General features: G+C 61.8%; 25 protein-coding genes. 6 read left to right on the top strand and 19 right to left on the bottom strand.

Annotated features, from left to right (window positions below):
* Nucleotides 1-112 precede the first annotated feature (112 nt).
* Nucleotides 113-1,453: an isochorismate synthase gene (locus tag Y703_RS0116795; protein ID WP_051427699.1), complete on the bottom strand. Its 1,341-nt coding sequence runs from the start codon at nt 1,451-1,453 to the stop codon at nt 113-115.
* Between the two features lie 118 nt (nt 1,454-1,571).
* Between Y703_RS0116795 and Y703_RS0116790 the strand changes: the two genes are divergently transcribed.
* The 4 genes from Y703_RS0116790 to Y703_RS0116775 all read left to right on the top strand — a co-directional run bounded on the left by Y703_RS0116790 (nt 1,572) and on the right by Y703_RS0116775 (nt 5,850).
* Nucleotides 1,572-2,330 carry a demethylmenaquinone methyltransferase gene (locus tag Y703_RS0116790; RefSeq protein ID WP_026553639.1) on the top strand — a complete coding sequence of 253 codons (759 nt, stop codon included), beginning with the start codon at nt 1,572-1,574 and terminating at the stop codon, nt 2,328-2,330.
* Nucleotides 2,331-3,647, top strand: coding sequence for a geranylgeranyl reductase family protein (locus tag Y703_RS0116785; protein ID WP_026553638.1), 1,317 nt, complete (start codon nt 2,331-2,333; stop codon nt 3,645-3,647).
* A gap of 93 nt (nt 3,648-3,740) precedes the next feature.
* Entirely contained in the window at nt 3,741-4,760 is a 1,020-nt protein-coding gene (locus Y703_RS0116780; RefSeq protein WP_253908098.1) for a polyprenyl synthetase family protein, read from the top strand.
* 265 nt (nt 4,761-5,025) lie between these two features.
* Nucleotides 5,026-5,850, top strand: a complete 825-nt coding sequence (locus Y703_RS0116775) for a DUF559 domain-containing protein (RefSeq protein WP_026553636.1) — start codon at nt 5,026-5,028, stop codon at nt 5,848-5,850.
* Nucleotides 5,851-5,956: 106 nt separating this feature from the next.
* Here Y703_RS0116775 and Y703_RS0116770 read toward each other — a convergent pair whose 3' ends face one another.
* The 14 genes from Y703_RS0116770 to Y703_RS0116705 form a co-directional block, all read right to left on the bottom strand.
* Nucleotides 5,957-6,808: a fumarylacetoacetate hydrolase family protein gene (locus Y703_RS0116770; RefSeq protein ID WP_026553635.1), complete on the bottom strand. Its 852-nt coding sequence runs from the start codon at nt 6,806-6,808 to the stop codon at nt 5,957-5,959.
* A gap of 37 nt (nt 6,809-6,845) precedes the next feature.
* On the bottom strand, nt 6,846-7,601 hold the full coding sequence (locus Y703_RS0116765; RefSeq protein ID WP_026553634.1) for an SDR family NAD(P)-dependent oxidoreductase: 756 nt from the start codon (nt 7,599-7,601) through the stop codon (nt 6,846-6,848).
* 28 nt (nt 7,602-7,629) lie between these two features.
* Nucleotides 7,630-8,343 (bottom strand): GntR family transcriptional regulator, encoded by a 714-nt coding sequence (locus tag Y703_RS0116760; RefSeq protein WP_026553633.1) that lies wholly within the window; start codon nt 8,341-8,343, stop codon nt 7,630-7,632.
* Nucleotides 8,340-9,533 carry a fumarylacetoacetate hydrolase family protein gene (locus Y703_RS20555; RefSeq protein ID WP_035765724.1) on the bottom strand — a complete coding sequence of 398 codons (1,194 nt, stop codon included), beginning with the start codon at nt 9,531-9,533 and terminating at the stop codon, nt 8,340-8,342. Before Y703_RS20555 ends, Y703_RS0116760 begins: the two co-directional genes overlap by 4 nt.
* Nucleotides 9,530-11,029: an aldehyde dehydrogenase (NADP(+)) gene (locus Y703_RS0116750; RefSeq protein WP_026553632.1), complete on the bottom strand. Its 1,500-nt coding sequence runs from the start codon at nt 11,027-11,029 to the stop codon at nt 9,530-9,532. The genes Y703_RS20555 and Y703_RS0116750 overlap by 4 nt, the downstream gene beginning before the upstream one ends.
* Nucleotides 11,030-11,056: 27 nt before the next feature.
* Nucleotides 11,057-12,361 (bottom strand): enolase C-terminal domain-like protein, encoded by a 1,305-nt coding sequence (locus Y703_RS0116745; protein ID WP_026553631.1) that lies wholly within the window; start codon nt 12,359-12,361, stop codon nt 11,057-11,059.
* A gap of 33 nt (nt 12,362-12,394) precedes the next feature.
* The gene (locus Y703_RS0116740; protein WP_026553630.1) at nt 12,395-13,675 is read right to left on the bottom strand and encodes a TRAP transporter large permease; all 1,281 of its coding nucleotides are present in this window, start codon (nt 13,673-13,675) and stop codon (nt 12,395-12,397) included.
* Between the two features lie 8 nt (nt 13,676-13,683).
* The gene (locus tag Y703_RS0116735; protein WP_026553629.1) at nt 13,684-14,295 is read right to left on the bottom strand and encodes a TRAP transporter small permease; all 612 of its coding nucleotides are present in this window, start codon (nt 14,293-14,295) and stop codon (nt 13,684-13,686) included.
* On the bottom strand, nt 14,292-15,329 hold the full coding sequence (locus Y703_RS0116730) for a sialic acid TRAP transporter substrate-binding protein SiaP (RefSeq protein ID WP_026553628.1): 1,038 nt from the start codon (nt 15,327-15,329) through the stop codon (nt 14,292-14,294). Before Y703_RS0116730 ends, Y703_RS0116735 begins: the two co-directional genes overlap by 4 nt.
* Before the next feature lie 63 nt (nt 15,330-15,392).
* A complete protein-coding gene (locus tag Y703_RS0116725) occupies nt 15,393-16,436 on the bottom strand; it encodes an Ldh family oxidoreductase (protein WP_026553627.1) in 1,044 nt (347 codons plus the stop codon).
* A 262-nt stretch (nt 16,437-16,698) separates the two neighbouring features.
* The gene (locus tag Y703_RS0116720) at nt 16,699-17,169 is read right to left on the bottom strand and encodes an HIT family protein (protein WP_026553626.1); all 471 of its coding nucleotides are present in this window, start codon (nt 17,167-17,169) and stop codon (nt 16,699-16,701) included.
* A complete protein-coding gene (locus Y703_RS0116715; protein ID WP_026553625.1) occupies nt 17,166-17,594 on the bottom strand; it encodes a hypothetical protein in 429 nt (142 codons plus the stop codon). The genes Y703_RS0116720 and Y703_RS0116715 overlap by 4 nt, the downstream gene beginning before the upstream one ends.
* Nucleotides 17,595-17,654: 60 nt before the next feature.
* Nucleotides 17,655-18,296, bottom strand: coding sequence for a trimeric intracellular cation channel family protein (locus Y703_RS0116710; RefSeq protein ID WP_026553624.1), 642 nt, complete (start codon nt 18,294-18,296; stop codon nt 17,655-17,657).
* A 105-nt stretch (nt 18,297-18,401) separates the two neighbouring features.
* Nucleotides 18,402-19,034: a putative glycolipid-binding domain-containing protein gene (locus Y703_RS0116705; protein ID WP_026553623.1), complete on the bottom strand. Its 633-nt coding sequence runs from the start codon at nt 19,032-19,034 to the stop codon at nt 18,402-18,404.
* A 53-nt stretch (nt 19,035-19,087) separates the two neighbouring features.
* Between Y703_RS0116705 and Y703_RS0116700 the strand changes: the two genes are divergently transcribed.
* On the top strand, nt 19,088-20,020 hold the full coding sequence (locus tag Y703_RS0116700; protein WP_081743589.1) for an alpha/beta hydrolase: 933 nt from the start codon (nt 19,088-19,090) through the stop codon (nt 20,018-20,020).
* Nucleotides 20,021-20,479: 459 nt separating this feature from the next.
* Here the strand turns inward: Y703_RS0116700 and Y703_RS0116695 are convergent, their stop codons facing one another.
* The gene (locus Y703_RS0116695) at nt 20,480-21,193 is read right to left on the bottom strand and encodes a GAF and ANTAR domain-containing protein (RefSeq protein ID WP_026553621.1); all 714 of its coding nucleotides are present in this window, start codon (nt 21,191-21,193) and stop codon (nt 20,480-20,482) included.
* Between the two features lie 9 nt (nt 21,194-21,202).
* On the bottom strand, nt 21,203-21,892 hold the full coding sequence (locus Y703_RS0116690) for a GAF and ANTAR domain-containing protein (RefSeq protein WP_026553620.1): 690 nt from the start codon (nt 21,890-21,892) through the stop codon (nt 21,203-21,205).
* 152 nt (nt 21,893-22,044) lie between these two features.
* Here Y703_RS0116690 and Y703_RS0116685 point away from each other — a divergent pair, with 152 nt between their 5' ends.
* Nucleotides 22,045-22,404 (top strand): TraR/DksA family transcriptional regulator, encoded by a 360-nt coding sequence (locus Y703_RS0116685; RefSeq protein ID WP_026553619.1) that lies wholly within the window; start codon nt 22,045-22,047, stop codon nt 22,402-22,404.
* 4 nt (nt 22,405-22,408) lie between these two features.
* Here Y703_RS0116685 and Y703_RS21120 read toward each other — a convergent pair whose 3' ends face one another.
* Both Y703_RS21120 and Y703_RS0116675 read right to left on the bottom strand, forming a co-directional pair.
* On the bottom strand, nt 22,409-22,777 hold the full coding sequence (locus Y703_RS21120) for a 4'-phosphopantetheinyl transferase family protein (RefSeq protein ID WP_026553618.1): 369 nt from the start codon (nt 22,775-22,777) through the stop codon (nt 22,409-22,411).
* 323 nt (nt 22,778-23,100) lie between these two features.
* On the bottom strand, nt 23,101-23,751 hold the full coding sequence (locus Y703_RS0116675) for a class F sortase (protein ID WP_253908094.1): 651 nt from the start codon (nt 23,749-23,751) through the stop codon (nt 23,101-23,103).
* Nucleotide 23,752 lies beyond the last annotated feature (1 nt).

The following is a 23,752-nucleotide window of genomic DNA, read 5'->3' as shown; positions in this document are numbered from 1 at the left end:
CGGGGAAAACTTCGTTTCACATCCTAGTCGCATCGAGATGTGCGTCACAGGCTACAGGCATTGCGTACTGGTAACCATCGGGTTTCAATCACCAGCACTGACAAACAGGATGCTAGCGGCGGATGCCCAGGGCTTCGATCATCGGCCTGAACTTGCTCCACGATTCCGCCAGCTCGGCGGAAGCATTCGATGCGGCGACGATCCCGCACCCCGCGTACATCCGCACCCGGGTGGGGCTTTCAATCACCGCACCGCGCAGCGCGATGCCCCACTCGCCGTTGCCGCGGGCGTCCATCCAGCCGACCGGACCCGCATAGGGCCCTCGCTCCAGATGCTCGAGTTCCCGGATCAGGGCGCCGGCGACTGTGGTAGGTGTGCCGCAGACAGCCGCGGTCGGATGCAGCGCGCCAACCAGCGCCAACGACGTCGGCACGCTTCCGTCGGCACCGGTTTCCAGCTGCGCGGTGACGTCCGAGGCTAAATGCCAGACGTTGGGCAACTCGAGGACGAACGGTTCGCTGTGGGAAGTCATCGTGCTGGTGAACGGTTCCAATTGCTGTGTCAGCGAGTCGATGGCGATCTGGTGCTCGTGCAGTTGTTTGACGGAGCCGGCGAGTACCCGCTGCGCATAGGAGGGGTCATCGGCTGGAGCGTTGTTACGGTCCAGTGTGCCAGCGAGAACCCTGGCCTGAGCCGTCGAGTTTTCCACCTTGATAAGCATTTCCGGTGTCGAACCAATCAGCCCGTCTACCGAGTAGGTCCAGCAGTCCGAGTATCTGACCGCCAGCTCGCGCAGCACCTGGGCGGTCGCCACCGGGGAACCGAGCTCGGCAACCACATCGCGGGCAAGAACCAGTTTGCTCAGTTCTCCGGCCCGAATGTGCTCAACCCCCTGCTCCACGGCTGTCATCCACTGCTCCTCAGACAGGATTCCCTCAGTGAGCCGATCAGCAGGGTCGGGTCCGCGCTCGACGGCGGTCTCGTCGAGGTACTCAGCGAGCGCTGCCTCGGCGGCGTCGGCGCTTACCTCGGCGTCGGCATCAGCGGTAATGAAGGTGAGCCAACTATGGCCGTCGCGGCAGCCGACCACAATGCGCGGCACAATCAGGCGGGAGAGATGCTGGGAGGTCTTGGAGAACGCAAACGAGCCGAAGGCCACCGGTCCGGAGCCCGGAACTGCCAGCGGATTGACGGTGTCTGCGTCGTTGAGCTGGGTACGCCACCATTCCTGTGCGGCGGCGAACCGGTTGGGGCCAGAAGCGGTGAAGCGGGCGCTTTCGCCGAAGGCGACTAGGCCATCCCCGCGCCGGACCCAGGTATGAATGTCGTTTCGTGCCACATAGTCGAGCAGGCCGGTGCTGTCGTCGAGCTGTCCCCGGGGGATGGTGATGCTGCGGAGGCCACGCACGGGTGTCAGCGGGGGCGCGACCGCGGTGGGGGACGGGATGCTCATGATTTCCAAGCCTACTCTTGCCCGGGAGCGGGTCCGACGGGAGGGGACGGCGTCGCGTAAACAGTCCTCGGATCGGACACCGATTAGGGACCTGGCAATTGTTTGAGACAATATAAGGGTGAACCGTGCATCACTGGAAAAGCGTCCCGAAGAAGTAGCAGCCATGTTTGATGACGTGGCTCCCAAATACGACGTGGTCAACGACGTCCTGTCCCTCGGACAGACCCACCGCTGGCGCCGCATTGTGGTCGATGCAGTGGGTGCCGTGAAAGGTCAGAAGGTCCTCGACCTGGCCGCTGGCACCGGCACGTCCAGCGAGCCCTACGCTGACAACGGCGTGTACGTAGTCGCCTGCGATTTCTCCCTTGGCATGCTGCGGGTTGGGAAGCGCCGTCGGCCGGACATCGATTTCATTGCCGGGGACGCCACCGATCTGCCGTTCGCCGACGATTCGTTCGACGCGACGACCATTTCCTTTGGTTTGCGCAACGTCCACCGTCCGCAACTGGCACTCGCGGAAATGCTTCGGGTGACAAAGCCCGGCGGCAAACTGGTGATCGCCGAGTTCTCGCAGCCTACAGTTCAGCTGTGGCGCACCATGTACACGGAGTACCTGATGCGGGCGCTTCCGGCCATCGCCACGAAGGTCAGCTCCAACCCGACCGCCTACGTCTACCTGGCCGAGTCCATCAGGGCGTGGCCGGACCAGGACTCACTGGCCAGCTGGCTCACGGAGGCTGGCTGGGAAAATGTCGCCTACCGCAATCTCAACGGGGGAATTGTCGCGGTCCACCGCGCCACCAAACCACTGGGCCCAACCGCACCAGCGCCCGCTCAGGCGCGTCTACGCCGCCGCAGCACGCGGTCCGCAAACTAAATGTCGGTGCTGATAGTCGGGGCTGGCCCCGCCGGATCAACTGCTGCCTACTACCTCGCTCGTGCTGGCGTGGAAGTCACTGTCGTCGAAAAGTCGGTCTTCCCGCGGGAAAAGGTCTGCGGCGACGGATTCACCCCACGCGCTGTCCGCGAGATCCAGCTGCTCGGGTTACCTCACGAAGAGTCGGCCGGCTGGCGACGCAACGTGGGTCTGCGGCTGAAAGCCGGCGGACGCACTGTCGAGGTGCCTTGGCCAGAGCTGACCGACTTCCCCGACTACGGGCTGGTCCGCACCCGCCTGGGATTCGATGCGGAACTCGCCGAGCACGCCCGTGCAGCGGGTGCCGTCATTCTTGAAGGTCACTCGGTCACCTCAGCCATTCGCAACGACGCCGGGCGCGTGACCGGCGTCGTCGTCAATATCCTTGATCCATCGGGGCGCAAAACGGGGGAGACCAGGCAGTTTCATGCCGACACGGTCCTTGCGGCGGACGGCAACTCAACCCGCACCGCCGTCAGCCTCGGGTTAGCCAAACGGGATGATCGCCCCCTGGGTGTGGCAGTGCGTACCTACTTCACCAGCCCGCGCCATGAGGATCCGTGGATGGAGGGGTGGCTTGAGCTTCCCGACGCATCAGGGCGCCCACTGCCAGGGTACGGCTGGGTCTTTGGAGTAGGCGATGGCACCTCCAACGTCGGTCTGGGCATCCTGAATTCGTCGGCCGAGTTCGGCAAGCTTGACTACAAGCAGGTCCTGCGGGATTGGACGGCCGGGATGCCCGCTGAATGGGGTTTTGTCCCCGAGCAGCAGGTGGGTGAGATTCGCGGTGCGGCCCTCCCCATGGGCTTTAACAGGACCCCCCACTACAGCCCGGGAGTGTTGCTGCTCGGTGACGCCGGTGGAATGGTCTCACCGTTCAACGGGGAAGGCATCTCGTATGCCATGGAGTCAGCCCGCTATGCCGCCGAATTCATCATCAATGCCGAACAGGTCAGCTCAGTGCTCGGCCGCGACCAGGTGCTGGCGGGGTACGCACCCCATATCCGAGGACTCTGGGGTAGTCACTTCACCCTCGGAACCATTTTTGCGCAGCTCATCGGTAAACCGGCGATCCTGCGACTGGCGCTGAGGACCGGCATGCCCATCCCGGTGCTGATGCGCTTTGTGGTGCGGATGCTCGCGAACCTGACCGACACGAATGGCAAAGGTTTCGAGGACCGCGTCATCCACCTGCTGGAGCAATTGGTGCCAGCCGTCAGCAACCAGTCCCAGCCAGGCACGCGGACGCATGTCAGCTCCGCGCGCTCTACTGGTTAGTCTTAGACAGTGAGAGAATCTGCTACCCCCGGCTGGACCAGCGCTGGGCACCCGCGCTCCGACGGCGTCGATGTCGACACTGCCACCGGTGCAATCGCCACCGGGCTTCGGCTGCCGCCGGGGTTCGCTCTGATAGCAGACGATCCTGTGCTGGGGCCGGCCGTCTCAACCTGCCTCGCGAAGGTGGAGAAGCAGCTGCGTGAAGCCATCGCCAGCTCCGATCCACTTGCCGACGCCACCAGTCGTCACCTAGTTGAAGCCGGCGGGAAGAGGATCCGCCCGCTGCTGACCATTCTTGCGTCGCACCTCGGCGATTCCAGCCGGCCCGAGGTGGTGCAGGCCGCCGTCGTCGTCGAACTGACACACCTCGCCACGCTCTATCACGACGACGTCATGGACTCGGCGCCCTACCGCCGCGGCGCCCCGACGGCGCACGAGGTGTGGGGTAACTCGGTAGCCATCCTGACCGGGGACCTGATCTTCGCCCGGGCGTCAATTCTGGTGTCCGAGCTCGGTGGGCAGGCCCTGGGCATCCAGGCGCGGACCTTTGAACGGCTTTGCCTGGGACAGCTCCATGAGACGGTCGGGCCCCGCGAGGACGAAGATCCGGTGGAGCACTACCTGTCGGTCATCGCCGACAAGACAGGGTCGCTGGTCGCGGCTTCCGGCCAGCTCGGCGCGCTGTTCGGCCAGGCCCCGCAGTCAGTTATCGATGTGATGCTCTCGTATGGGGAAAGGGTTGGAGTGGCATTCCAGCTTGCCGACGACGTCATCGACGTCACAGGCGTCAAGGTCATCTCCGGGAAGTCGCCGGGGACCGACCTCCGTGAAGGTGTCCCTACCCTGCCGATACTCCTGGTCCGGCAGGCCGCAGCAGCAGGGGATGACTCAGCAGTCGCCGTCCTGGACCTGGTGGACGGGGATCTCACCTCTGACGAGGCGCTGGCTACAGCAGTCGCAGCAGTGAGTGCTCACTCATCGACCCAGGCGGCCTGGGAAGTGGCTCAGCAGTGGGCTGACGACGCCGTCGCCGCCCTCGAGCCGCTGCCGGACAGCACGGTCAAGCAGGCGCTGGCGGCCTTTGCTCAGGCCGTGGTCACCCGGGACGTCTAGGCCCTTCCCCGCTTCAGCCCTGTTCAGCCCTGTTCGGTTCAGTTCGGCGTGCAAGTCTCCCCAGGTTCTCCGCCCCAAAGGCCCAGTTCGACGGCGTGTTGCCCACCGACACGCGCCGGGTCGGCTAGAACCTGGGGAAACCTGCACACCCTCGGCTGTGAATGCACCCTCCCCCCTTCCCTCCACAGGCCATCGACCGCTGCGGTTGCCCACAAACCGGTAGTACCGGCGCTCACCTGCAGCCTGGATCAGTTGCACTGGCTTCATGGATGCAGTCAACACCCTGCGGGGGCTGGGATCGGTAGCGCGCACCCGGGAGGTACTGCAGTGCGGGGTAAGTCGACGACAGCTCAACCGCCATCTAGCGCTGGGCGAGATGGTCAGACTCCGCACGGGAGTTGTTGCACTGCCTGACGCGCCGCCGGACTACGTTGCCGCGATCCTCAACAACGGACTTCTCACTTGCCTATCGGCCGCGAAGGTCTACGGCCTGTGGTCTCTCTACCCAGCGAGCAGACTACACCTGAGCTGCAACCATGGGCACGGTACGGGTTTCACCAATCACCGTGAGCGCACCGTCCCGGTCCATCCGCGGGCGCCGCTGGTGGGCGTGGTGGATGTCCTGATTCATGCCCTGCGCTGCCTTCCGCCGCTGGAGGCAGCAGTCATGGTCGAAAGTTCACTTCGTCGGGGCGACACGATCCGCAGCTTTCTCCTGGATCGACTACCCGGCGACCGCAACGCCCCGGCCCGCGCGGCGCTGGGCCTAGTGACATGTTCCGCCGAGTCTCCCCTCGAAGTCGTGGCACGGGTCTTGTTCCGGGGCGCCGGATTTCACGTCGAAACTCAGGTCCAGCTGGCCGGCGTCGGCAGGGTGGATTTTCTCCTGGAGGGCTTCCTGGTCATTGAGGTGGACGGCGCTGCCTACCATTCAGACCGGCGAGCACTCCGGCGGGACCTCCGACGGAACAACTCGACCATCGCGGGCGGATATCTGGTCCTGCGCTACAGCTACGAGGACATCATGTTCCACCCGGCCGAGGTCCTCCGGGAGGTCCGTCAGGTCCTCTCCGGCCGGGCGATCCGCTGACGGCGTGCAGGTTTCCCCAGGTACTGAGCCAGAATCGGTCAGATTAACGGCGTGTTGGGCCCTAACACGCCAAATGAGTCCCAGAACCTGGGGAAACCTGCTCCGGTCAGGACCCGACGACGCGTTGGCGCTGCTCCCCCAGACCCTCAATGCCGATCGTCATGATGTCTCCGGAAGCCAGATAGGGGAAACGGCCGGACAGGGCAACACCCTCGGGAGTGCCGGTGTTCACCACGTCTCCGGGATCGAGAGCCATGTACTGGGAGAGGTTGTGAATGATCTCGGCGACGCTGAACACCATGTCAGCTGTCGTGGAATCCTGTCTGGAGTCGCCGTTGACCGTTGAATAGAGCCGGAGTGTCTGCGGATCTGACACGTCAGAGGCCGGCACCAAGGCTGGTCCGATCGGGTTGAAGGTCGGCGCGCACTTGCCCTTGGACCACTGACCGCCCGAATGCCCGATCTGGTAGTCGCGTTCCGAGACATCATTGCTGATCGTGAACCCGGCGATGCAGTCGAGGGCCTCGTCGACGCCCGAAAGATAGGACGCCCGCTTGCCGATGACCACGGCAAGCTCCACCTCCCAATCAACCTTCTGCGCGCCCGGCGGGATGACGACGTCGTCGTTCGGCCCGACGACCGTATTGGGATGTTTGAAGAAGATGATTGGGGCCTTGGGCGGCTGGTCGCCGGTCTCGGCAGCGTGCGCCGCATAGTTCTGGCCCACGCAGACGACGGCACCGATATCCGTCAGCGGAGCTCCGACCCGCATGGTTGCGGCACGCTCCAGTGTGGGAAGAGTGCCGGCAGCCAATGCGCTACGCACCTGGCCGATGCCCTCCTTCCCGAGGAACACGCCGGTAATGTCGGCGGTAAGTCCGCGGAGGTCATAGGTTTCCCCGTCCTGGCGCACCGCCGGGATTTCCCGTCCGGGCTCGCCTAGTCGCATCAGTTCCATCTTGGGACTCCTTCTAGTTTTAGTCGTCAACGAATTTTTAAGCGTCAGGCCGCAGCAGCAGGCTATGCATACCGCCATCAACTGCCAGAGAGGTGCCAGTGGTCGATCCATTGGCGGGATCCGCCAGGAACAAAACCGATTGGGCTACTTCGCCAGCAGATACCAGCCGACCGTGGGGTTGGCGAGCCTCCAGCGCCTGGCGCTCGGCCGACGGATCATCTGCGGCGTCGAGGAGCCTGGCGACCCACGGCGTGTCAGCCGTACCGGGATTGACGCAGTTCACGCGTATGCGCTCCCGCATATGGTCGGCTGCCATGGCGCGGGTCAGCGCTGACACAGCACCCTTGCTTGCCGAGTACAGGGCACGCTGTGGAAGACCATGGGTGGCTGCGACAGACGAGGTGTTCACGATCGCTGGGCAACGGGATTCTCGCAGGTGGGGCAGAGCTGCCCTCGACACCCTTGCAATTCCGACCACGTTGATGTTGAGCACCCTGAGCCATTCGTCGTCGTCGTTATCTGCCACGCTCCCGGCCGCTCCAACTCCTGCATTGTTGATAACGACGTCGATCCCCCCCAATTCCAGCGCTGCAGCAGCGACTGCTTCATCAACAGACTGACTATTGCCGATGTCACAGGTGTAGCCGACAACACCAGGCGGTAGACCATCGGGCCGGATATCAAGCACCGCCACGTGTGCTCCGCGCGCGGTCAACGCAGCAGTCACTGCAGCGCCAATCCCAGAAGCGCCGCCGGTGACCAGGGCGCGGATGCCCTCAAAAGAATCTGTCATTTTAGTCCTTGTTCGTTAGCGGAGAGCTTCAGCAGAGATTGGCTGGGTGCGGCAGCCGCAATCCCGATTCCTCCTGGGTGAATGCCTCGGCAAAGCGGTGGTAGGCGTCAATGAGATGTCGATGCATCGCTTCCTCAGCAGCATCTGGGTCACACGCGGCGATAGCGTCGACAATCCGACGGTGCTCCTCGACGGTGCTGGTCCCCTGATAATCGGCGGGATGCAGCCGGAAAAGGTGAAGGTGGCAGTGCGTTGCCCGGTACGCGTGCAGAGCAAACTCGTTGCTGCTGGCCGATAGGATCCGGTCATGAAAAACAGTGTCGTGGGCTACTAGCTGATGTCGGACGGCAGTGTGCTCGGCTGTGCCCGACTCGAAGTCATCAAGCGAAGCAGTGAGAAACCGGGAAGGATTACTGAGTCGGTTCACTGCTGCCGCCCGCGCTGCCCACGGTTCGATGAGAAGACGGAATTCGAATAGCTCACGCAGTTCAGTCGTGCCCAGAAGCGCCGTGGTCCGGTACCCCTTGCCTGGAGTCTTGACAATTAGCCGGTCCCCTTCGAGCTGGCTTAGCGCCTCGCGGATTGGTGTCTGCGAAACGCCAAGTTCACGAACCAAAGCATCGATATTGACTTTCGCGTCCGGGGGCAGCTGCAAATCAAGAATCTTTGCACGCAGTGTCCAATAGACCTCAGCGCCGGACCTGCCCCGGTGCTCGAAGTCGCGCGCTAACGTTTCAGTCATTGTCGACCGTCCAGCACAGGCTGCCGCTGGTCAAGGAGGTAGCGCATATGGGCGCCAATGCCGAACTCCCAGGGTTCAAGATCTTCTGTAGGTACCACCATGTTGGTCAGTGTACCCAGCCGAGCACTACCGATCTCCACTACATCCCCGGTCTTGTGGGTGAATCCCATGCCCGGCGCGTCGCGGTCCTGGTTCGGGGCGAAAAGCGTTCCCGTGAAAAGGATGAAACCATCCGGGTATTGGTGGTGACGACCGTACGCAGCTCCAACAAGTTCTTCAAAGGAACGGCTTAACCGCTGGACGCTGTTAGTGCCATTCAACACGAACCCATCAGCCCCCCGGACGGTGAGACGAATTGTCTCCTGGCGAGCATGATCAATCGTGTAGGAATCGTTGAATAACCTGATGAAGGGTCCAAGTGCAGTTGACCCGTTGTTGTCCTTAGCCATCCCCAGGAGCAGCGCGCTGCGGCCTTCGACATCACGAAGATTGACATCGTTGCCCAGCGTGCAGCCCTTGATGCGGCCTCGATTGTCCACCACCAGCACCAGCTCCGGCTCCGGATTATTCCATGATGAGAACGGCGGAATGCCGATGCGTGAACCTGTGCCGACTGCGGATAGGACCGGCCCTTTGGTGAAGACCTCCGGATCCGGTCCAATTCCGACCTCAAGGTATTGTGACCAGAAACCTTCACGCACAAGTACCTCTTTGACGCGGGCAGCTTCGTCGGAACCGGGACGGACCCCGGTAAGGCTGCCGCCAAGAGCGTCAAGCACCTGGGAACGGGTCTGCTCGGCGAGGGTGAAGTCGCCGGCACAGCGTTCCTCAATGACCCGCTCGATCAGGCTGTCAACGAAGGTGACACCGCACGCTTTCAACGCCTGCAGGTCCACCGGCGGGAGCAGATGCGGAGCATCGCGGTCGATGGCGGGAGCGTCATCGACCCTGAAGGTGCCACCGGCAATTTCATCGAGGTCCCATCGGCGGGCAGTTGTGGCGCGGAGCTGGTCGAGCAGCACAACGTGGTTTTCGGTGTTGAGCAGCTCCGACATAGTGGCAAACTGGTCGAACAAGTCAATCAACGTATCGCCGTCGACCAGGACGGGTCGAGGCCCCGCTGTCGCGGGGTCCCAGATCCGTCCGACCAACACCGCACCAACAGCGTCCTCCGGGAGCAGATGGCTCATCCTATGACCTCTCTCGTACCGAATTCCGCAGCCTCGAAGACCCCGTCGACGCGGCGACTGATGCGATAGGGGTTCGCGTCCTGAAGGGACGCCGGAAGCTGCGGGTCAGGAACATCCTGGTATGCCACCGGGCGGGTGAAGCGCCCGATCGCCGCAGTCCCCACCGAGGTGGTATTCGAGGTTGTGGCAGGGTAGGGACCACCGTGCTGCTGCGCGTAGGAGACGGTAACTCCTGTCGGCCAGCCGTTCCACAGCACCCTGCCAGCGATGCCTGTCAAGGTGTCGAGGAGAAGTGAAGCGTCGTCTGCCTCGTCTGCGTGGATAGAAGCGGTCAGTTGGCCTTCCATCAGTGACGCAAGGCCGGGGAGGTCTTCAGCCCTGCGGTATCGGACCACCAGCGAGGCCGGTCCGAACATTTCGTGGCGGAGGACTTCGGGATTCCGTGTGACCGCTGCGGCATCGGTGATCAGCACCGTTGGAGCGGGCACCTGATCGTCGGACCCGGAGACCAGAGCGTCGACGCCCTCCATAGCGGCTACATCGTCCCGGGCGGTGCCGAAGGATTCTCGGAGACCGGGGGTCAGTAGCTCAGCCAGTGAAGCTTGCTCCAGAATCGGTTCAAGCACCCCGCGAATTTGATCACCCACAAGGGAATCCGGCACAAAGAGGACACCGGGCTTGGTGCAGAATTGGCCCATGCCAGCAGTAAACGATGCAGCGTATCCGGAGAGAATTGATTCCGAGCGGCTTTCCCACGCGCTGGGGAGCACGAAGACCGGGTTGATGCTTCCGAGCTCACCGTAGAACGGTATTGGTTCGGGTCGGGCACTGGCGCGGTTGAACAGTGCCCGTCCACCGGCAGTTGATCCGGTGAAGCCAATTGCCTTCACGAACGGATGGTCCACCAGGGCTTCAGCAGCAGCCCGGCCGTCAACGACTGCAAATAAGCCATCGGGGCTACCGGCCTCGCCAAGGGCTTCAGCGACAATCTCTGCCGTACGCAGGGCAAGCTTGCGGTGACCGCTGTGAATCTTGTGAAGGACGGCGCACCCTGCTGCGAGTGCCGCGGCGGAGTCCCCGCCCATCACGCTGAACGCGAAAGGGAAATTGGAAGCACCGAAGACGCCTACGACCCCCAGCGGAATGTTGACCCGCCTGATGTCGGGTCGCGGCCCCATGCCCCAGCTAGGATCGGCGTGATCAACGGTGGCGTCCAGAGGAATTCCTGCGAGGACCTCGTTCGCGAAAAGGTCGAGCTGGAACGCTGTCCGGTTGAGCTCGCCCTGCAGACGTGCCTCGGCCAGATGAGTGTCTGCATGCCCAAGCGCGATGAGTTCGGGTGCGTGAGCGCGCAGGGCTGCCGCGATGACGTTCAGCCTGCTCGATCGCACCGCAGGAGGTTCGGCAGCAATCTCTAGGAAAGCACGGTGTGCGGTTTGCGCTGCTACAGCTACTTCCTCGGCTGTGGTGGCGAGGGTAAATGTACTGGGGGTCATGTTAATCCTTTCTGGTTGGACGGCGGATCAGCTGGCGTTAAGGTCCTGCCAGCCGGCGCCCCCCGGGAAGTTCCACCGTGCAGTCGAGGTTTCAAGCATCTCGGCTCCGACTCCTGGGCGTTTGGGTGCCTGGTAGCGTCCACCGGTGACAATGACCGGCTCAGCAAAATGCTCGTGGAGATGATCAACGAATTCGATGACCCTGTCCTCCATCGAACCGGTGATCGCCGCGTAGTCAAAGAAGGAGAAGTGCTGCACCAGTTCGCAAAGGCCGACGCCGCCCGCGTGCGGACACACGGGGGTATCGAATTTTGCGGCGAGGAGGAGATTGGCGATGTTCTCGTTGACACCTGCCACACGGGTCGAGTCAATCTGCATGATGTCGATTGAACCGGCCTGCAGAAGCTGCTTGAAAATGATCCGGCTCTGGACCGCTTCACCGGTGGCAACCTTGACCGGATGAACCGCTTTGCGGATCGCAGCGTGAGCCAGGATGTCGTCGGTGCTGGTCGGTTCTTCGATCCAGTAGGGGTTGAAGTCCTGCAGTTGGTTGACCCAGTCGATGGCGTCTTGCTCTTCCCAGCGCTGGTTGGCATCGATGGCAATCCGAATGTTGGGCCCGACAGCCTCGCGCGCCAGCGACAGACGGCGCCGGTCATCGGCAATACTCCCGGCGACCTTGAGCTTGATCATGCCGAAACCATCGGCCACTGCTTCCTTCGACAACCGTACAAGCTTCTCGTCGCTGTAACCCAACCATCCTGGAGTGGTCGTGTAAGCGGGGTATCCGTTCTGCTTCAACTCAGCAATCCGGTCCTTTTTGCCGGCCTGCCCACCCCGCAGGATGTCGGTGGCATCCTGCGGGGTGAGGGCGTTGGAAATATGGGTGAAATCGACTGCGCTGACCAGTTCATCGACCGGCATCTCGCTCAGAAGGAGCCACAGGGGCTTATTTTCCCGTCGAGCCCGGATGTCCCATAGTGCGTTGATCAGACCGCCGCACGCCATATGGGATACGCCCTTTTCGGGTCCAAGCCAGCGCATCTGCGAGTCATGGATTAGACGTCTTGAAGCGTCGCCGAGATTATTGACCAAGTCGTCGGTGTTCTGCCCGATGAGCAGGGCCCCATAGCTGTCCATGGCGGCGGTAATGATCTCGTTTCCCCGCCCACAGGTGAAGACCAGACCGTAGCCGCGCTCACCGTCATCAGTGGCGATTTCTACATAGGCGGCCGAATAATCAGGATCGACGTTGACGGCATCGGACCCGGACAGATCCAAGGAAGTTGGGAAACGCACATCGGAAGTGCGCACTGAGGTGATGCGGGACATTGGAACTCCTAGAAATTCAGGTGGGGGAGGGGGCTAGAGGAAGCCCAATAGTGTGGGTAAGCCGACTGTGAGGGCCGGTACGAAGGTGATGACCAACAGGGTGGCGACCATCGGGACGAAGAACGGGAGGATGCCTTTGATGACCGATGGCACGGGCGTTCGGGTCACGCTCGATAGAACGAAGAGCACGAGCCCAACAGGGGGTGTGATCAATCCGATGAGAAGGTTGAAGATCACCATGATGCCGAGATGAACTGGGTCGATACCGAAGGTCTCGGCGACTGGCAGCAACACTGGCACGAGGATCAGGATCGCCGCTGTGGGTTCCAGGACGCAGCCCACAATCAGGAGCAGGATGTTGACCAGAATCAGGAACACGATTGGCTGGTCGGTGATCTGCAGAATCAGGTTTGCTGCAACCTGCGGCGCCTGTTCACGGGCAAGAACCCACCCGAACAGTGCAGCGGCAGCTACGATCAATAGCACTGAGCCGGAGGTTTCAACAGTCGTCAACAGGGTGCGGTACATTTTCCGCCAGGTTAGTGCGCGGTACACGATGGCAAGGATAAGGATATAGACGACGCCAATCCCGCTCGCCTCTGTGGGCGTGAAGACACCGCTGAGGATTCCACCCAGGATGACAACCGCTGACCCCATCGCGGGAAGCGCCGCCAGGGTGGTGCGGCCCCGCACTTTCCAGGTCGATTTCGGGAACCGCAGATGGTTCTGCTTCCTCATGAGAATCCAGACCGTGAGGCATAGGGCCGTCACCAGCACCAATGCGGGCAGGATCCCAGCCATAAATAGGGCACCTACTGAAACTCCGGCGGTGACTGCGTAGATGACAGCCGGGATACTGGGCGGGATCATGGGCGCTATGAGGCTCGAGGCGCCGGTCACGCCCAAGGCAAATTCACGGGAGTAGCCTCGCTGGACCATTGCCGGGACTTGTACCCGCCCCATGGCAGCGGCATCGGCTATAGCGGCACCACTCATCCAGGAGAAGCCGAAGCTGGTGGCCACGTTGACGTAGCCGAGGCTGCCGCGGAGGTGACCGATACCGGCCACGGCGGCGTCATAGAGCTTGTCAGTCACTCCGGATACGTTGGCGAGGTTTCCTAGCAGGATGAACATGGGAACGGCGAGGATGGCAAAGCTGTCGACCCCGGAAACGGTCTGCTGGACCGCCGTGCCGATCCGCGCAGTCGGGTCCATGATGACGTAGGCGACTGAGGGGATGAGCAAGGCAAAGGAGACTGGCACGCGGAGAGCGAGTAGCGCCAGCAACGCGATGATCATGATGAGAAGGGTCATATTGTGTCCTAGACCGCTTCCCGTTCGAGATTTTCCATTGCATCAGGGACAACCTCTGGGTAGCGGATGTTGAGGAAGATGTGCAGGGCAGCGTGCATGAAGATGAGCGCAAATCCGGTGACGGCGGCAAAGTAGACCACACTCATCGGCAGACCCGTTGCGGGAGCGAGAAGCCGATTGGCGCCAGCAGCAAACTCGGCTCCCGCTACGGCCAGTACTCCCGCGGTGGCAAGGACCACTATGAGGGCGAACGTATCCAACACGATGGTCGCTTTCCGACCCAGCTTGCTAGCCAGGAGGTCGACGGCGATATGAATACGCCGTGCCATGACAAAACCGGCGGAAACGAACGTGAACCAGAGCAGCATGAACCGAGCCAGTTCTTCAGTCCAGCTGAACGGTGTATTGAAGACATAACGGCTGACCACCTGCAGCATGATCAACCCGAGCAATGACACAAGAAGCGTGCAACATGCGATCCTTTCAACATTGACGAGCCCCCGGTAGAGTCGGCTGCGTTGTTCAGCGAAGTCCGGTAGATCCGGTTCGTGTGGAACGTGGGCGCCCGTGGCAATGTTGTTTTCGTTGCTGGCGTCGGCCCTCGATGAGTCTGAACTCACCGGGCACCCTTGATTTCCCGGTACAGCTCACCCCAAGGCTGTTGCAGCATTGCTTCCTCGGCAGCGGCAGCAAAAGACTGCCGGTCGACGTCGTCGTTCACCTGGATGCCGTCGCCCGCACGCCACTCGTCGAGAATGCCTTCTTCCTGCTCCTCGATGCACACCCGGGTGTCATCTGCGGCGACAGCCATCGCGCTGTCGAGCGCTTCACGCTCCTCATCGGTCAATCCCTCATAAACGGTGCGGCCGGTTGTAATCATGACTCCCTGAACCATGTGTCCGGTGAGGTTGATGTAGTCCTGAACCTCGTTGAACTTGGCTGTAGAGATGGTGGGAATTGGGTTTTCCTGGGCGTCGATAACCCCCTGTTGCAGGGCAAGGTAAACCTCATCCAGGGCCATTGGCGTGGCGGTACCGCCCATAGCTGCGACGTTCTCGAGGTAGAGCGGCGCGTTAGGAGTGCGGATCTTCAGACCATCGAAGTCGGCAGACGTGCTGATCTTCTTGTTGGCGGTGACGTGGCGTGTGCCGTAGTACCAGCTTGAGAGGACACGAATATCGGAGCTTTCGTAGAGGCCGTCGAAGACGGTCGCCATGGCCTCCCCCTCAACGGTTTCCTCGAAGTGGTCGACGTCCTCAAACAGGTAGGCCCCGTCAAGTACGGCCGCGTCCTCTTCCCACACGCCTAGGAACGATGGGCCGGCGATTGCCATATCCAGTGCGCCTGAGGCCACCTGCTCGAGGGACTCGGATTCGTTGCCGAGCTGCGCGGCTGGGAAGCTTTCGATCTGAAGTCCGCTACCCTCGAGTTCCTCCTTGAGGGTTGCGACGCCACACTCTTCTACTGGATGCCCGGCCTCGTAGACATGGGCGAGACGCAGGGTTTTGGCATCGGTGTCGGCCTGGCCCACCTCATCGCGGTCCACGGGTGTGCCGACGTTGCAGCCTGACAACAGGAGAGCTGCGCTGGCGGCGAGACCGATCGCGGTGGTGGAACGACGACGGCTGGACGTGGTGGAGTTTTCGAGCTTCATTGCTGGAGTTCCTTCCGGGAGTGTTTCAGTTGTTAGGGATAGGTGCTGTCGAAGGGTGAATGTTCACAAATTGGTTGGGATAGAAAGTTCATGTGCGAGCTGACGCAGCTGGTCTGCCGTGGAGTTGGGCAGGTGCACGGACGAGGTGGCACCCATTTCCAGTGCATGTTCGGGGTCGCCGGGGGCCTGCACTGTGCGCTCGGCCGGACCGGAGTCTCGGACCCGCTTTTGCAGATCAGCAACCCGGGCTTCGGTGTGGGAACGTCCGGCGAATGCGTCGGTGTTTATCCCGATGACGAGGTGGCCGTTGTTCATTAGGGATGCTGGGTTGGACCAGATATCGATGGTTTCGTATGCGTAGGTAGCATCGGTCAGAGACGAGGCGAATGCCTCCAGAAGGACCGAGACAGCCGAACCTTTGTGGTCGCCGAACGGGATCATGGAGCCTGCTGCGGCTGCTTCTGGATCAGTGGTGGGGTTGCCGTCGGTGTCGACAGCCCAGCCTTCGGGAAGTTGTTGACCTTCATTTCGCGCTGCGATCACCTTGCCGTAAGCCCCATTGCTGGTAGCGAGGTCAGCCGTGAGTGGCCAGCCCGACGAGCCAGGTGCCCCAAGCGTCAGCGGATTCGTTCCCAAAACCTTCGTCGTTCCTCCATGAGGCGCGACCACCGGTCCGGTGGAGGACGTGATGAAGGAAAGGAACCCGGCCGCCGCTAGCTGATCGCTCCAGAACGCTCCAGCTCCGTAATGACTGCTGTTCTGAACGGCGACCGCAGAGATCCCATGGATTTGACCGATCTCGATGACTTTGTCAACTGCCGACTGCATAGCAACCTGGCCGAGCGCAGCGTCAGCGTCGAGGATGGCCACTGAATCCGCCTTGGATGAGTACGACAGGTTTGGCCGCGGGTTGATCCCGCCGAGCCGAAGGGCCTCGACATAAAGGGGGAGGCGGAGTAAACCGTGGGAGTGAATGCCGCGCTGGTCCGCCTGGACCAACGAGCGAGCAGTCAGTTTGGCGTCGGTCCGTGGGACGTTACAGCACTCGAGAGCTACGGCCGCAAGCTGGCGAAGATCTGGAACAGAGAAGGTCGGACGGGTCTGCAACGTTGAATACCCTTCAATATAGGAATTGATGAAATCCTATATCACGATTGTGTCAAATCACAATGGGTTTTCAAAACCTTGTCTTTGGATGATGACTGCCGGGGAGCGACGCAATCCGGCACGTCAGTCCGCTGGCGGGCGTGCAGGTTTCCCCAGATTCTGGTCCCGGAACAGGCGATTGATTGGCGTGTCGGGGCTAAACGCGCTGAACTGGCCCCACAACCCGGGGAAACCTACACGCTGCAAGGACAGGATGTGCACGCTACAGGTAGGCACGCAGCTCGGCTGCCTTTCTGGCCCGCACCGCAGGATCAACGACGGGCCGCTTCGGGGTGAAGTAGAAGCCGTCGTCGTGCCAGCGGGGGAGGACATGCTGGTGGTAGTGCCAGACATGTTGGCTGCCAGCAGGCTCATTGTGCTGGCGGGTGGAGATGCCGTCAGGAGACCAGGCCCGCTTGATGGCGACCGCCATATCGCGGGTGACGGTCATGATCCGGGCGGCGACGTCGTCGGGCAGCTCGTAGAGCAACTCGAAGTGGGCCCGGGGGGTCACTAACACGTGGCCGGGGTGCGGGTCGAAGCCGTGAGAGGCGATAAACGCCAACACCAAGTCGTCTGAGTAAATCAAATCGCCGGGCTCGCACAGATTTTTTGGATCCAGGAACTCCCCGGCGGCGAGGTCGCAGAAGGGGCACCGGTAATCGTCAGGCGCGTGCCGCACCCACTCGGTCACTCCTCGTCCGCGTCTTCCTCGAACACCCACTCGAACATGTCGAGAACGTATTCGCTGAACGTGCCCTCTTCGCTTTTCCAGGTGCCTCGGGCATTGTTGCGACGCCAGATGATGGGATCCGGGACATCCAGCTGATCCATGCGGATTCCCCAGGTGTACTTTTCCTCTTCGTCTTCGAGGAAGAGGAGGTGTCCATCCTCGATGGTCAGCTCGTCGGGGTCCCAAAAGAAATGGTAGGCCTCCATGATGTCTTCGACGGCTCCGACAGCGAGATAGAAATCGCGCAGGGCAAGTGGAAGGTCAAAGTTCTGGCCCTCCATGAGGTCCTGGAGTTCTTCTTTAGACAGGCCATCCTCCGCCGACCACTGGTCATCGAAGTAGGCCGGAACCAGGGCACGGAATTTGTCCAGGAATAGCTCAGTCACTTGGAACTCCAGGGGTGGGGTTGGGGAATACTTCCATCCTAGCCCCCACCGTGGGGTGGACTATGCAGTGCCCGAGCGCTTCCATCCCAGGACCGCCAAGGGCGCACGCCAGCTGTACCGCCAGGCGAGAACACGCAGGGTAAAGACGAGGGTGGCGATGACGGCTCCGGTGACCACATTGAACCAGCCGTTAGTGACGAGGAGGGTGGTCAGCACCGCCCCGAGCATCGCGGGAAGGGCATAGATGTCCCGGGGATCGAACAGTTGGGGCACCTCGTTGGCCACCACATCGCGCAGGAGCCCGCCGCCTACCGCCGTGGTTACCCCCAGGAGGATGCCCGCCACCGGGTGAAGCCCGAATTCCAACGCCTTCACCGTTCCCGTGATGCAGAACAGGCCCAGGCCTCCGGCGTCGAAGACCACTAGTAGTTTACTGACCCGCTCCACACCGGAGAACAGGAAATAGACCAGGCCAGTGGCGAGGACCGGCGGGATCAGGTAGCCAGGATTGGAGAACGCTGCCGGAACTGTGTCGATGATCAGGTCCCGCGCCACACCCCCGCCCAGCCCAGCCAGCGATGCCAGCAGCAGCGAACCCACCAGGTCAAAACCCTTGCGTGCAGCCAGCAACGATCCTGAGACTGCGAAGAAGAAGACCCCGAGCAGATCGATCATCAGGGCAACGTCGAACTCGTTGTTCATTGGCTCCTCGCGTCCTGGGTGCTGAGTGGTCTGCGCCAGATGCATTTCCGGCCAGAACGAGTTTACCCAGTACCGCCTGCCGGGGGTGGGCCAGGTAGCCAGAGCCTATCGGATGCGTTTCGCCAGCCCGGGATAGTCAATCACCACTCCATCGTCGTCAACTGTGAGTTCGGCAGTGAACCCGCCGTTCCCCGAGCTGTACAGCACCATGGCGGGACTATCCCCGCGGGCGGCGCGCACATGGCTATAGACCTGCGTGATGGGGACTACCCGGAGGCTCGGTACCTCAACCCAGGCCATGGTCAGTGCCGTCTCATCCACGGGAGCCGCGGCACCGGAGACCAGATTCAGCCGGAGAATAGGCATGGTGTTGGTGACCGGGCACAGCCCCAGGTCGCAGTCCAGCGCACCCGCAAGCCCGTCGGGATCGGTGATTCCCGGAGCGGGAAGACGAGTGTCACCTGAGCTATGCGTAGCACTGGACCAGGTGCCGTCGTCCGATCTCACCAGCTCCAGATGACGGCTCCACCCTTGCCCGTGGACCGTTACGGTGAGCCGTTGGGTCACCCAGCCCGGCTTCGTCGCGAGAGCCCAACTAACCGCATAGTCGGCGGTCCTCGAGGTGCCGTGGGCGGTGAGGCGGCCGGTTTCAAGGTTGATGGTTGCGGTGTCGAGCCGATCGGGGTCGTCGTCACCCTGCCAGCTGTGCTGGAGGCTGGTGTGAGGAGGGTTTGCCATCCTCTCACCCTAGGGAGCACAGTAGGCCTCCGCCAGACCCTACTGTTAATCCCATGACTGCGACTCTCCGCCCCGCCGCCGAACGCCGAGCAAGTATTCCCATGCGATTCGTCAGCGCCGCCCTGCGCCTGACGCCAACCAAACGGCACTACACCTCGCTTGAGTGGATGCGGAGCCAGTATCTACAGCGCGTCTACCCCACCCCGGCGGCTCTGACCCGTGTGCTCCGGCGACGCTGCACTGTTGAGGATTACGAGGTCGACGGCGTCCGCACCCTGACCTTGCGTCCACGGTCAGGCGCTTCCACCCGCCACATCATCTACACCCATGGGGGCACCTACATCAATGAGTTGGTTTCACCGCACTGGTGGATCATTGCCGCACTCATCAAAGCAACTGGTGCCACGGTGACCGTGCCGCTCTATCGGCTGGCACCCGAGCACACGTTCCGGGAGGCCTACGACTATCTTGCTTCGGTGTATCAGCTGGTACTCCGCACCACCAGGGCCGACGACGTCGTGCTGGCCGGCGATTCGGCGGGTGGCGGGTTGGCGGTGGGGCAGGCGCTGCACCTCGCTGGGCTTGGCCTGCCGCGGCCAGGACGGCTGATCCTGTTCTCCCCCTGGCTGGACATCACCGGCACCAACCCCAACATCCCACAGTACGATCGTGCCGATCCGATGCTGGCGGTCCCGGGTGCTGTCGAGGCAGGGAAATGGTGGGCCGGCCGAGAGGATCCTCAACACCAGCTCCTGAGCCCAGTCTTTGCAACCCCGGCAGCCTTGGCAAAGCTTCCACCGGTCTCCATCTACCAGGGGAGCGCGGATATCTGTATGGCGGATGCAATCGCGTTCGAGAAGTTGCTGCTCGACGTCGGACACGGCGTCGAGTTCCACCAATACCCGGGAGCCTTCCACGTCTTCGTTGGGCTACCGTGGCTGCCCGAATCCCGCGCGGTATTCAAGAATGTTCGCCGGGTAGCGTAAGTTTCAACGCCTGGTGAGATGGATCACACAAACCATAGACGGTGTCAGAACCATCGGCTACGATTGATGTACTGCCCCAGACCCCGGCACCGTGTTGAGTTGAAAACATTCCGCGGTAGTACTCGGACGGGGTAATCATTGCGATAGCTCTCGCTCCATCGATACTTCCTTCCTTTCGGAAAGTTTTGTACCCGGGCGGTTCCAGCTCACAAACTGGGGCAGACCAGCCAATCCTGAAATTCGTCGGTATTCGGGGAGGTATATGAGGAATGAGTTCTGAGACAGTCAAACGACACTTAGATGGAGAATCATATGACAGTTGAACCGCTGTCAGTTAGTCGATTAGGTACATCGGCTGGCTGAACGCAACCTGACAACGTGCGTTGCCAGTCGGACCGGTATTCCCCCCAGCCACCGGGCCGACTGGCCACGCTTTCAGCGCGACAGCGACCGGTCGACTCAGAGCGACAGCGACCGGTCGACGATTTTGGCAGCCGTATCACGCAGGCTGAGATGGTTCCGGCGGGCATGGTTTCGAATCCGGGTAAACGACTCCTGCATATCCACGTTACTCAATTGCGCTACCACACCCTTGGCTTGCTCAATCAAAATGCGGCTGGTTAGGGCGCGCTGAAGCTGATCGTTAACTACACCGGCCTCACGAATAGCTCGCTCCTGGAGAATGCTGATTGTGGCGACATCGGCTAACGCCTGGCCGATCGCCGCGTCCTCCAGGGGGAGTGCGCCGGCAACTTCACCAAAAAGATTGAGCGAGCCGATGACCCTGCCCCTGATGCGCAGCGGTATGGCGTGCACCGAGACGAACCCCTGAGACAGTGCAGCTTGCTTGAACGCCGGCCAGCGGTCACCGAGCTCTGAGATATCGTCAACTGTGACAACCGCCCCCGTTCGGAAGCACTCAACACATGGGCCAGCCCCAGCTTCCAGCTGCAGCACTTCCACCAACTGGCTTTCCTCGCTGCTGGACGCCAGTACCTGTAATTCGCCATGGTGGTCCACCAGCAGGAGTCCGGCCGCCGAGGCGTTGAGTATCCCGATCGACTCCTCAACGAGGACATGCAGAAGATCGAGGACATCGTAGTCATCGACTAACGCTCCAGCGATCTTTACGAAAGCGCCGCTGACACGCTCTGCCCGGGTCGAAGTCACCATGAAGAAAGTTTACTCCGCACGTGGCGGAAGTGGCGCAAAATTCACTCGACGTTCAATTACGTCTATCGCCACCTCCCTGAGGGAGCGGCTCTCAGAAAAGGAGTGCCCCCGCAGCAGAAGCAATGCGTTGGTGGCAGTGACATTCGCCTGGGCCAGCACCATGCCAGTGGCCTGGTGAATCTCCCGCCTTGACAGGGAGGGGCCTTCGACGCCCCCTAGCGAGTGTTCATGATCGGGGTCCTGAGCCAGGATCCGTCGGAGCAGTGTCCAGGAGGTCCGCTCAGTCAGGGCGGACGCCACGGACTGGGCGGTGCCGCTGAGTTTTCCCGGACTTGTACGGTACAGCTCGACGACGCCGATATCGAGGGCGCCCAGGGTCAGCGGAAAGACGAACATAGCCTTTGCCGGTGTGCGACGGACCGCGGCGCCAAATATGGGACACCGTGAATCCCAGTCGTCACCCGTATCTGGAATCAATACCGGGAGCCGGCTAGCGATTGCTTCCCACCGGGGGCCCTCCCCGAGCTCAAACTGCAGTTCGTCAAGAGTGCGGGCCACCTCATCACTATAGGCGACAGTTTCCTGGATTGATCCGCCAACAATCGAGATTGCTGCGCCGGTGACAGGTAGCTCCTCCAGGAACGGGTAGCAGAGGTCCCAGTGGTTGCTATCTGTGCTTGACGGAGCCCGCTCAACCATAATTTCCTGACGTTTTTGCCGCCCGGCCGGATGGCAAAGCGGTTCCTAAGCCCAGCAGCGACCCGGTGGGTGGGACACCTGCTTTTTAGGATAGTCCACTGCCTTGACTGCCGTCCCCTCCCGGACGTCGAACCTGCCCGTACGATTGCTTAATGGCAGCAGATCCTGGGTCCGAGACCTATCGCCAGCTCCTGACCTCGGAGCTCGCCCGCACTCAGGCGAGTCTTGCCGCGTTGGTCGCTGATGGCCGCTCGGTCAGTGCTGCGAGAGATAACTCAAACGTCGACGACGAACATGACCCGGAGGGAACCACTATCGCCTCTGAACTCTCGCAGATGTCGGCACTGGCCGCAGATGCGCGGTCCAGAGTTGACGAGATTTATGCTGCTCTGGCGAGGCTCGACGCCGGAACGTACGGGGTGTGCGCCGTGTGCGGCCAGGCGATTGCCCAAGGCAGGCTGGAAGCTAGACCGTGGACGCCGTATTGCATTGGCCACTCGACCGGCGGCTAAGTGGCTAACTTGTGAGTAGCTCGGCCAGCTCACGCCTGATTATCTCTGCACCAGCTGGTACGGCCAATGCACTAGCGAACCCGGCCATTCCGTCCAGCCAGAAGAGCTCCATTCCTTCTGCATCGGGCAGCCCGGCGCAGCGGCTATCACTGATGGACAGGGTGTGGGGTTCGATGCTGAGCCCGTGACCGGCTGCCTTCAGGACTGCTTCCTTGGCGACCCACAACCGAAGGCGGGAACCGGCGTCGTCGGCCTGCAGGGTGGCCCGCTCGGCTGGTGACAGGGCGTAGCTGTCGAATCCATCGAAGACGGCTGGGGGAATATGCTCGATATCGGCTCCGATGGGCTGCCCCGCCGGAGCCGAGGCAACCATGACCATTCCTGCAGAACGGGACAGGCTGAGCTCAACTCCCGCGACAGCTGGTTTCCCATGCAGGCTGGAGCCGCAAGTTCGGCACGAGCGGGTCACGTTCAGTGATGCGCTCGCGGACGGGGCACTCCCGATGCGATGCGCCGCCGCCAAGCGGAAAACAGCATGGGCGGCACTGTACGATAATCTGTCCTGCGCGTGTTGATGCCGGCCAGCAGCACTGCGGACCGGCTCTGGTATGAACTGGTCAAGCCCTCCCAGCGGTGCCAGGGCTGAGGCGACCTCTGATGCGGAAGCCACTACGTATTGGACAATCACTGAGTTGATCAGCTGCTGCTGGGAGTAGCAGTGATCACTACATTCTTGCCCCAGATGTCCTCGGTGTAGCAGCTGATCAGTACCAGGCGGTTAGGCACAATATCCCAGATTTCGCTGTCTTTCAGGGTGTTCTTGTCATGGGTGGTGACCGAATCGATGACGTAGTCGAGGACACCGGTTTCGGTGGTCAGCACTATTTCATCGCCAACCTCGGCATCGGTGCTGAGCCGGTTAAAGGGTGCGTCCCGGTCCTCCCAGCTGTGGCCGGTGATATAGGTGGTGTCCTCCGAGGCGCGACCAGGCGTCCCGAAGGAAGTCAACCAGTAGGCCTCAAGAGTCAGCGGGGGCACGATCGACTGGGTAGCGGTCTCTTCGGTCGACGGGGTGAGGGGCAGGATCGACTGGTCGATACCGGCTGCCTCCACCGTCAGCCAGCCCGGCGGGGATGCTGCCGGTTCAGCGACCGCGGAGGGTGCCGCGCGAGGTGCTACGGGTTCCTGCGTTGGAGGTTCCGGCACATACGCGGCAGCTTGCATCTGGCGTCCGGGCGGCTCAGACGCAGTCGGTGCCGCCCCAGCCATCGGAGAGGCCGCAACGATCAGGGCAGCCGACAGTGCCAGACCCATCCAGCGGGCGGCAGGATGCCGCCGGCTCGGCATC

This window comes from Arthrobacter sp. H20, from assembly GCF_000520515.1.
In the GTDB taxonomy this organism is placed as follows: Bacteria; Actinomycetota; Actinomycetes; order Actinomycetales; family Micrococcaceae; genus Arthrobacter_D.
The sequence above is the reverse complement of the archived record's forward strand: the minus strand, read 5'-3'. Positions and strand labels throughout refer to the sequence as shown.

What these genes read in the sequence shown, in the direction of transcription:
- Y703_RS0116795 (WP_051427699.1), bottom strand. Translation starts at nt 1,453, where the DNA reads ATGAGCATCCCGTCCCCCACCGCGGTCGCGCCCCCGCTGACACCCGTG.
- Y703_RS0116785 (WP_026553638.1), top strand. Translation starts at nt 2,331, where the DNA reads ATGTCGGTGCTGATAGTCGGGGCTGGCCCCGCCGGATCAACTGCTGCC.
- Y703_RS0116775 (WP_026553636.1), top strand. Translation starts at nt 5,026, where the DNA reads ATGGATGCAGTCAACACCCTGCGGGGGCTGGGATCGGTAGCGCGCACC.
- Y703_RS0116770 (WP_026553635.1), bottom strand. Translation starts at nt 6,808, where the DNA reads ATGGAACTGATGCGACTAGGCGAGCCCGGACGGGAAATCCCGGCGGTG.
- Y703_RS0116765 (WP_026553634.1), bottom strand. Translation starts at nt 7,601, where the DNA reads ATGACAGATTCTTTTGAGGGCATCCGCGCCCTGGTCACCGGCGGCGCT.
- Y703_RS0116760 (WP_026553633.1), bottom strand. Translation starts at nt 8,343, where the DNA reads ATGACTGAAACGTTAGCGCGCGACTTCGAGCACCGGGGCAGGTCCGGC.
- Y703_RS20555 (WP_035765724.1), bottom strand. Translation starts at nt 9,533, where the DNA reads ATGAGCCATCTGCTCCCGGAGGACGCTGTTGGTGCGGTGTTGGTCGGA.
- Y703_RS0116750 (WP_026553632.1), bottom strand. Translation starts at nt 11,029, where the DNA reads ATGACCCCCAGTACATTTACCCTCGCCACCACAGCCGAGGAAGTAGCT.
- Y703_RS0116745 (WP_026553631.1), bottom strand. Translation starts at nt 12,361, where the DNA reads ATGTCCCGCATCACCTCAGTGCGCACTTCCGATGTGCGTTTCCCAACT.
- Y703_RS0116740 (WP_026553630.1), bottom strand. Translation starts at nt 13,675, where the DNA reads ATGACCCTTCTCATCATGATCATCGCGTTGCTGGCGCTACTCGCTCTC.
- Y703_RS0116730 (WP_026553628.1), bottom strand. Translation starts at nt 15,329, where the DNA reads ATGAAGCTCGAAAACTCCACCACGTCCAGCCGTCGTCGTTCCACCACC.
- Y703_RS0116710 (WP_026553624.1), bottom strand. Translation starts at nt 18,296, where the DNA reads ATGAACAACGAGTTCGACGTTGCCCTGATGATCGATCTGCTCGGGGTC.
- Y703_RS0116705 (WP_026553623.1), bottom strand. Translation starts at nt 19,034, where the DNA reads ATGGCAAACCCTCCTCACACCAGCCTCCAGCACAGCTGGCAGGGTGAC.
- Y703_RS0116700 (WP_081743589.1), top strand. Translation starts at nt 19,088, where the DNA reads ATGACTGCGACTCTCCGCCCCGCCGCCGAACGCCGAGCAAGTATTCCC.
- Y703_RS0116695 (WP_026553621.1), bottom strand. Translation starts at nt 21,193, where the DNA reads ATGGTGACTTCGACCCGGGCAGAGCGTGTCAGCGGCGCTTTCGTAAAG.
- Y703_RS0116690 (WP_026553620.1), bottom strand. Translation starts at nt 21,892, where the DNA reads ATGGTTGAGCGGGCTCCGTCAAGCACAGATAGCAACCACTGGGACCTC.
- Y703_RS0116685 (WP_026553619.1), top strand. Translation starts at nt 22,045, where the DNA reads ATGGCAGCAGATCCTGGGTCCGAGACCTATCGCCAGCTCCTGACCTCG.
- Y703_RS21120 (WP_026553618.1), bottom strand. Translation starts at nt 22,777, where the DNA reads ATGGTTGCCTCGGCTCCGGCGGGGCAGCCCATCGGAGCCGATATCGAG.
- Y703_RS0116675 (WP_253908094.1), bottom strand. Translation starts at nt 23,751, where the DNA reads ATGCCGAGCCGGCGGCATCCTGCCGCCCGCTGGATGGGTCTGGCACTG.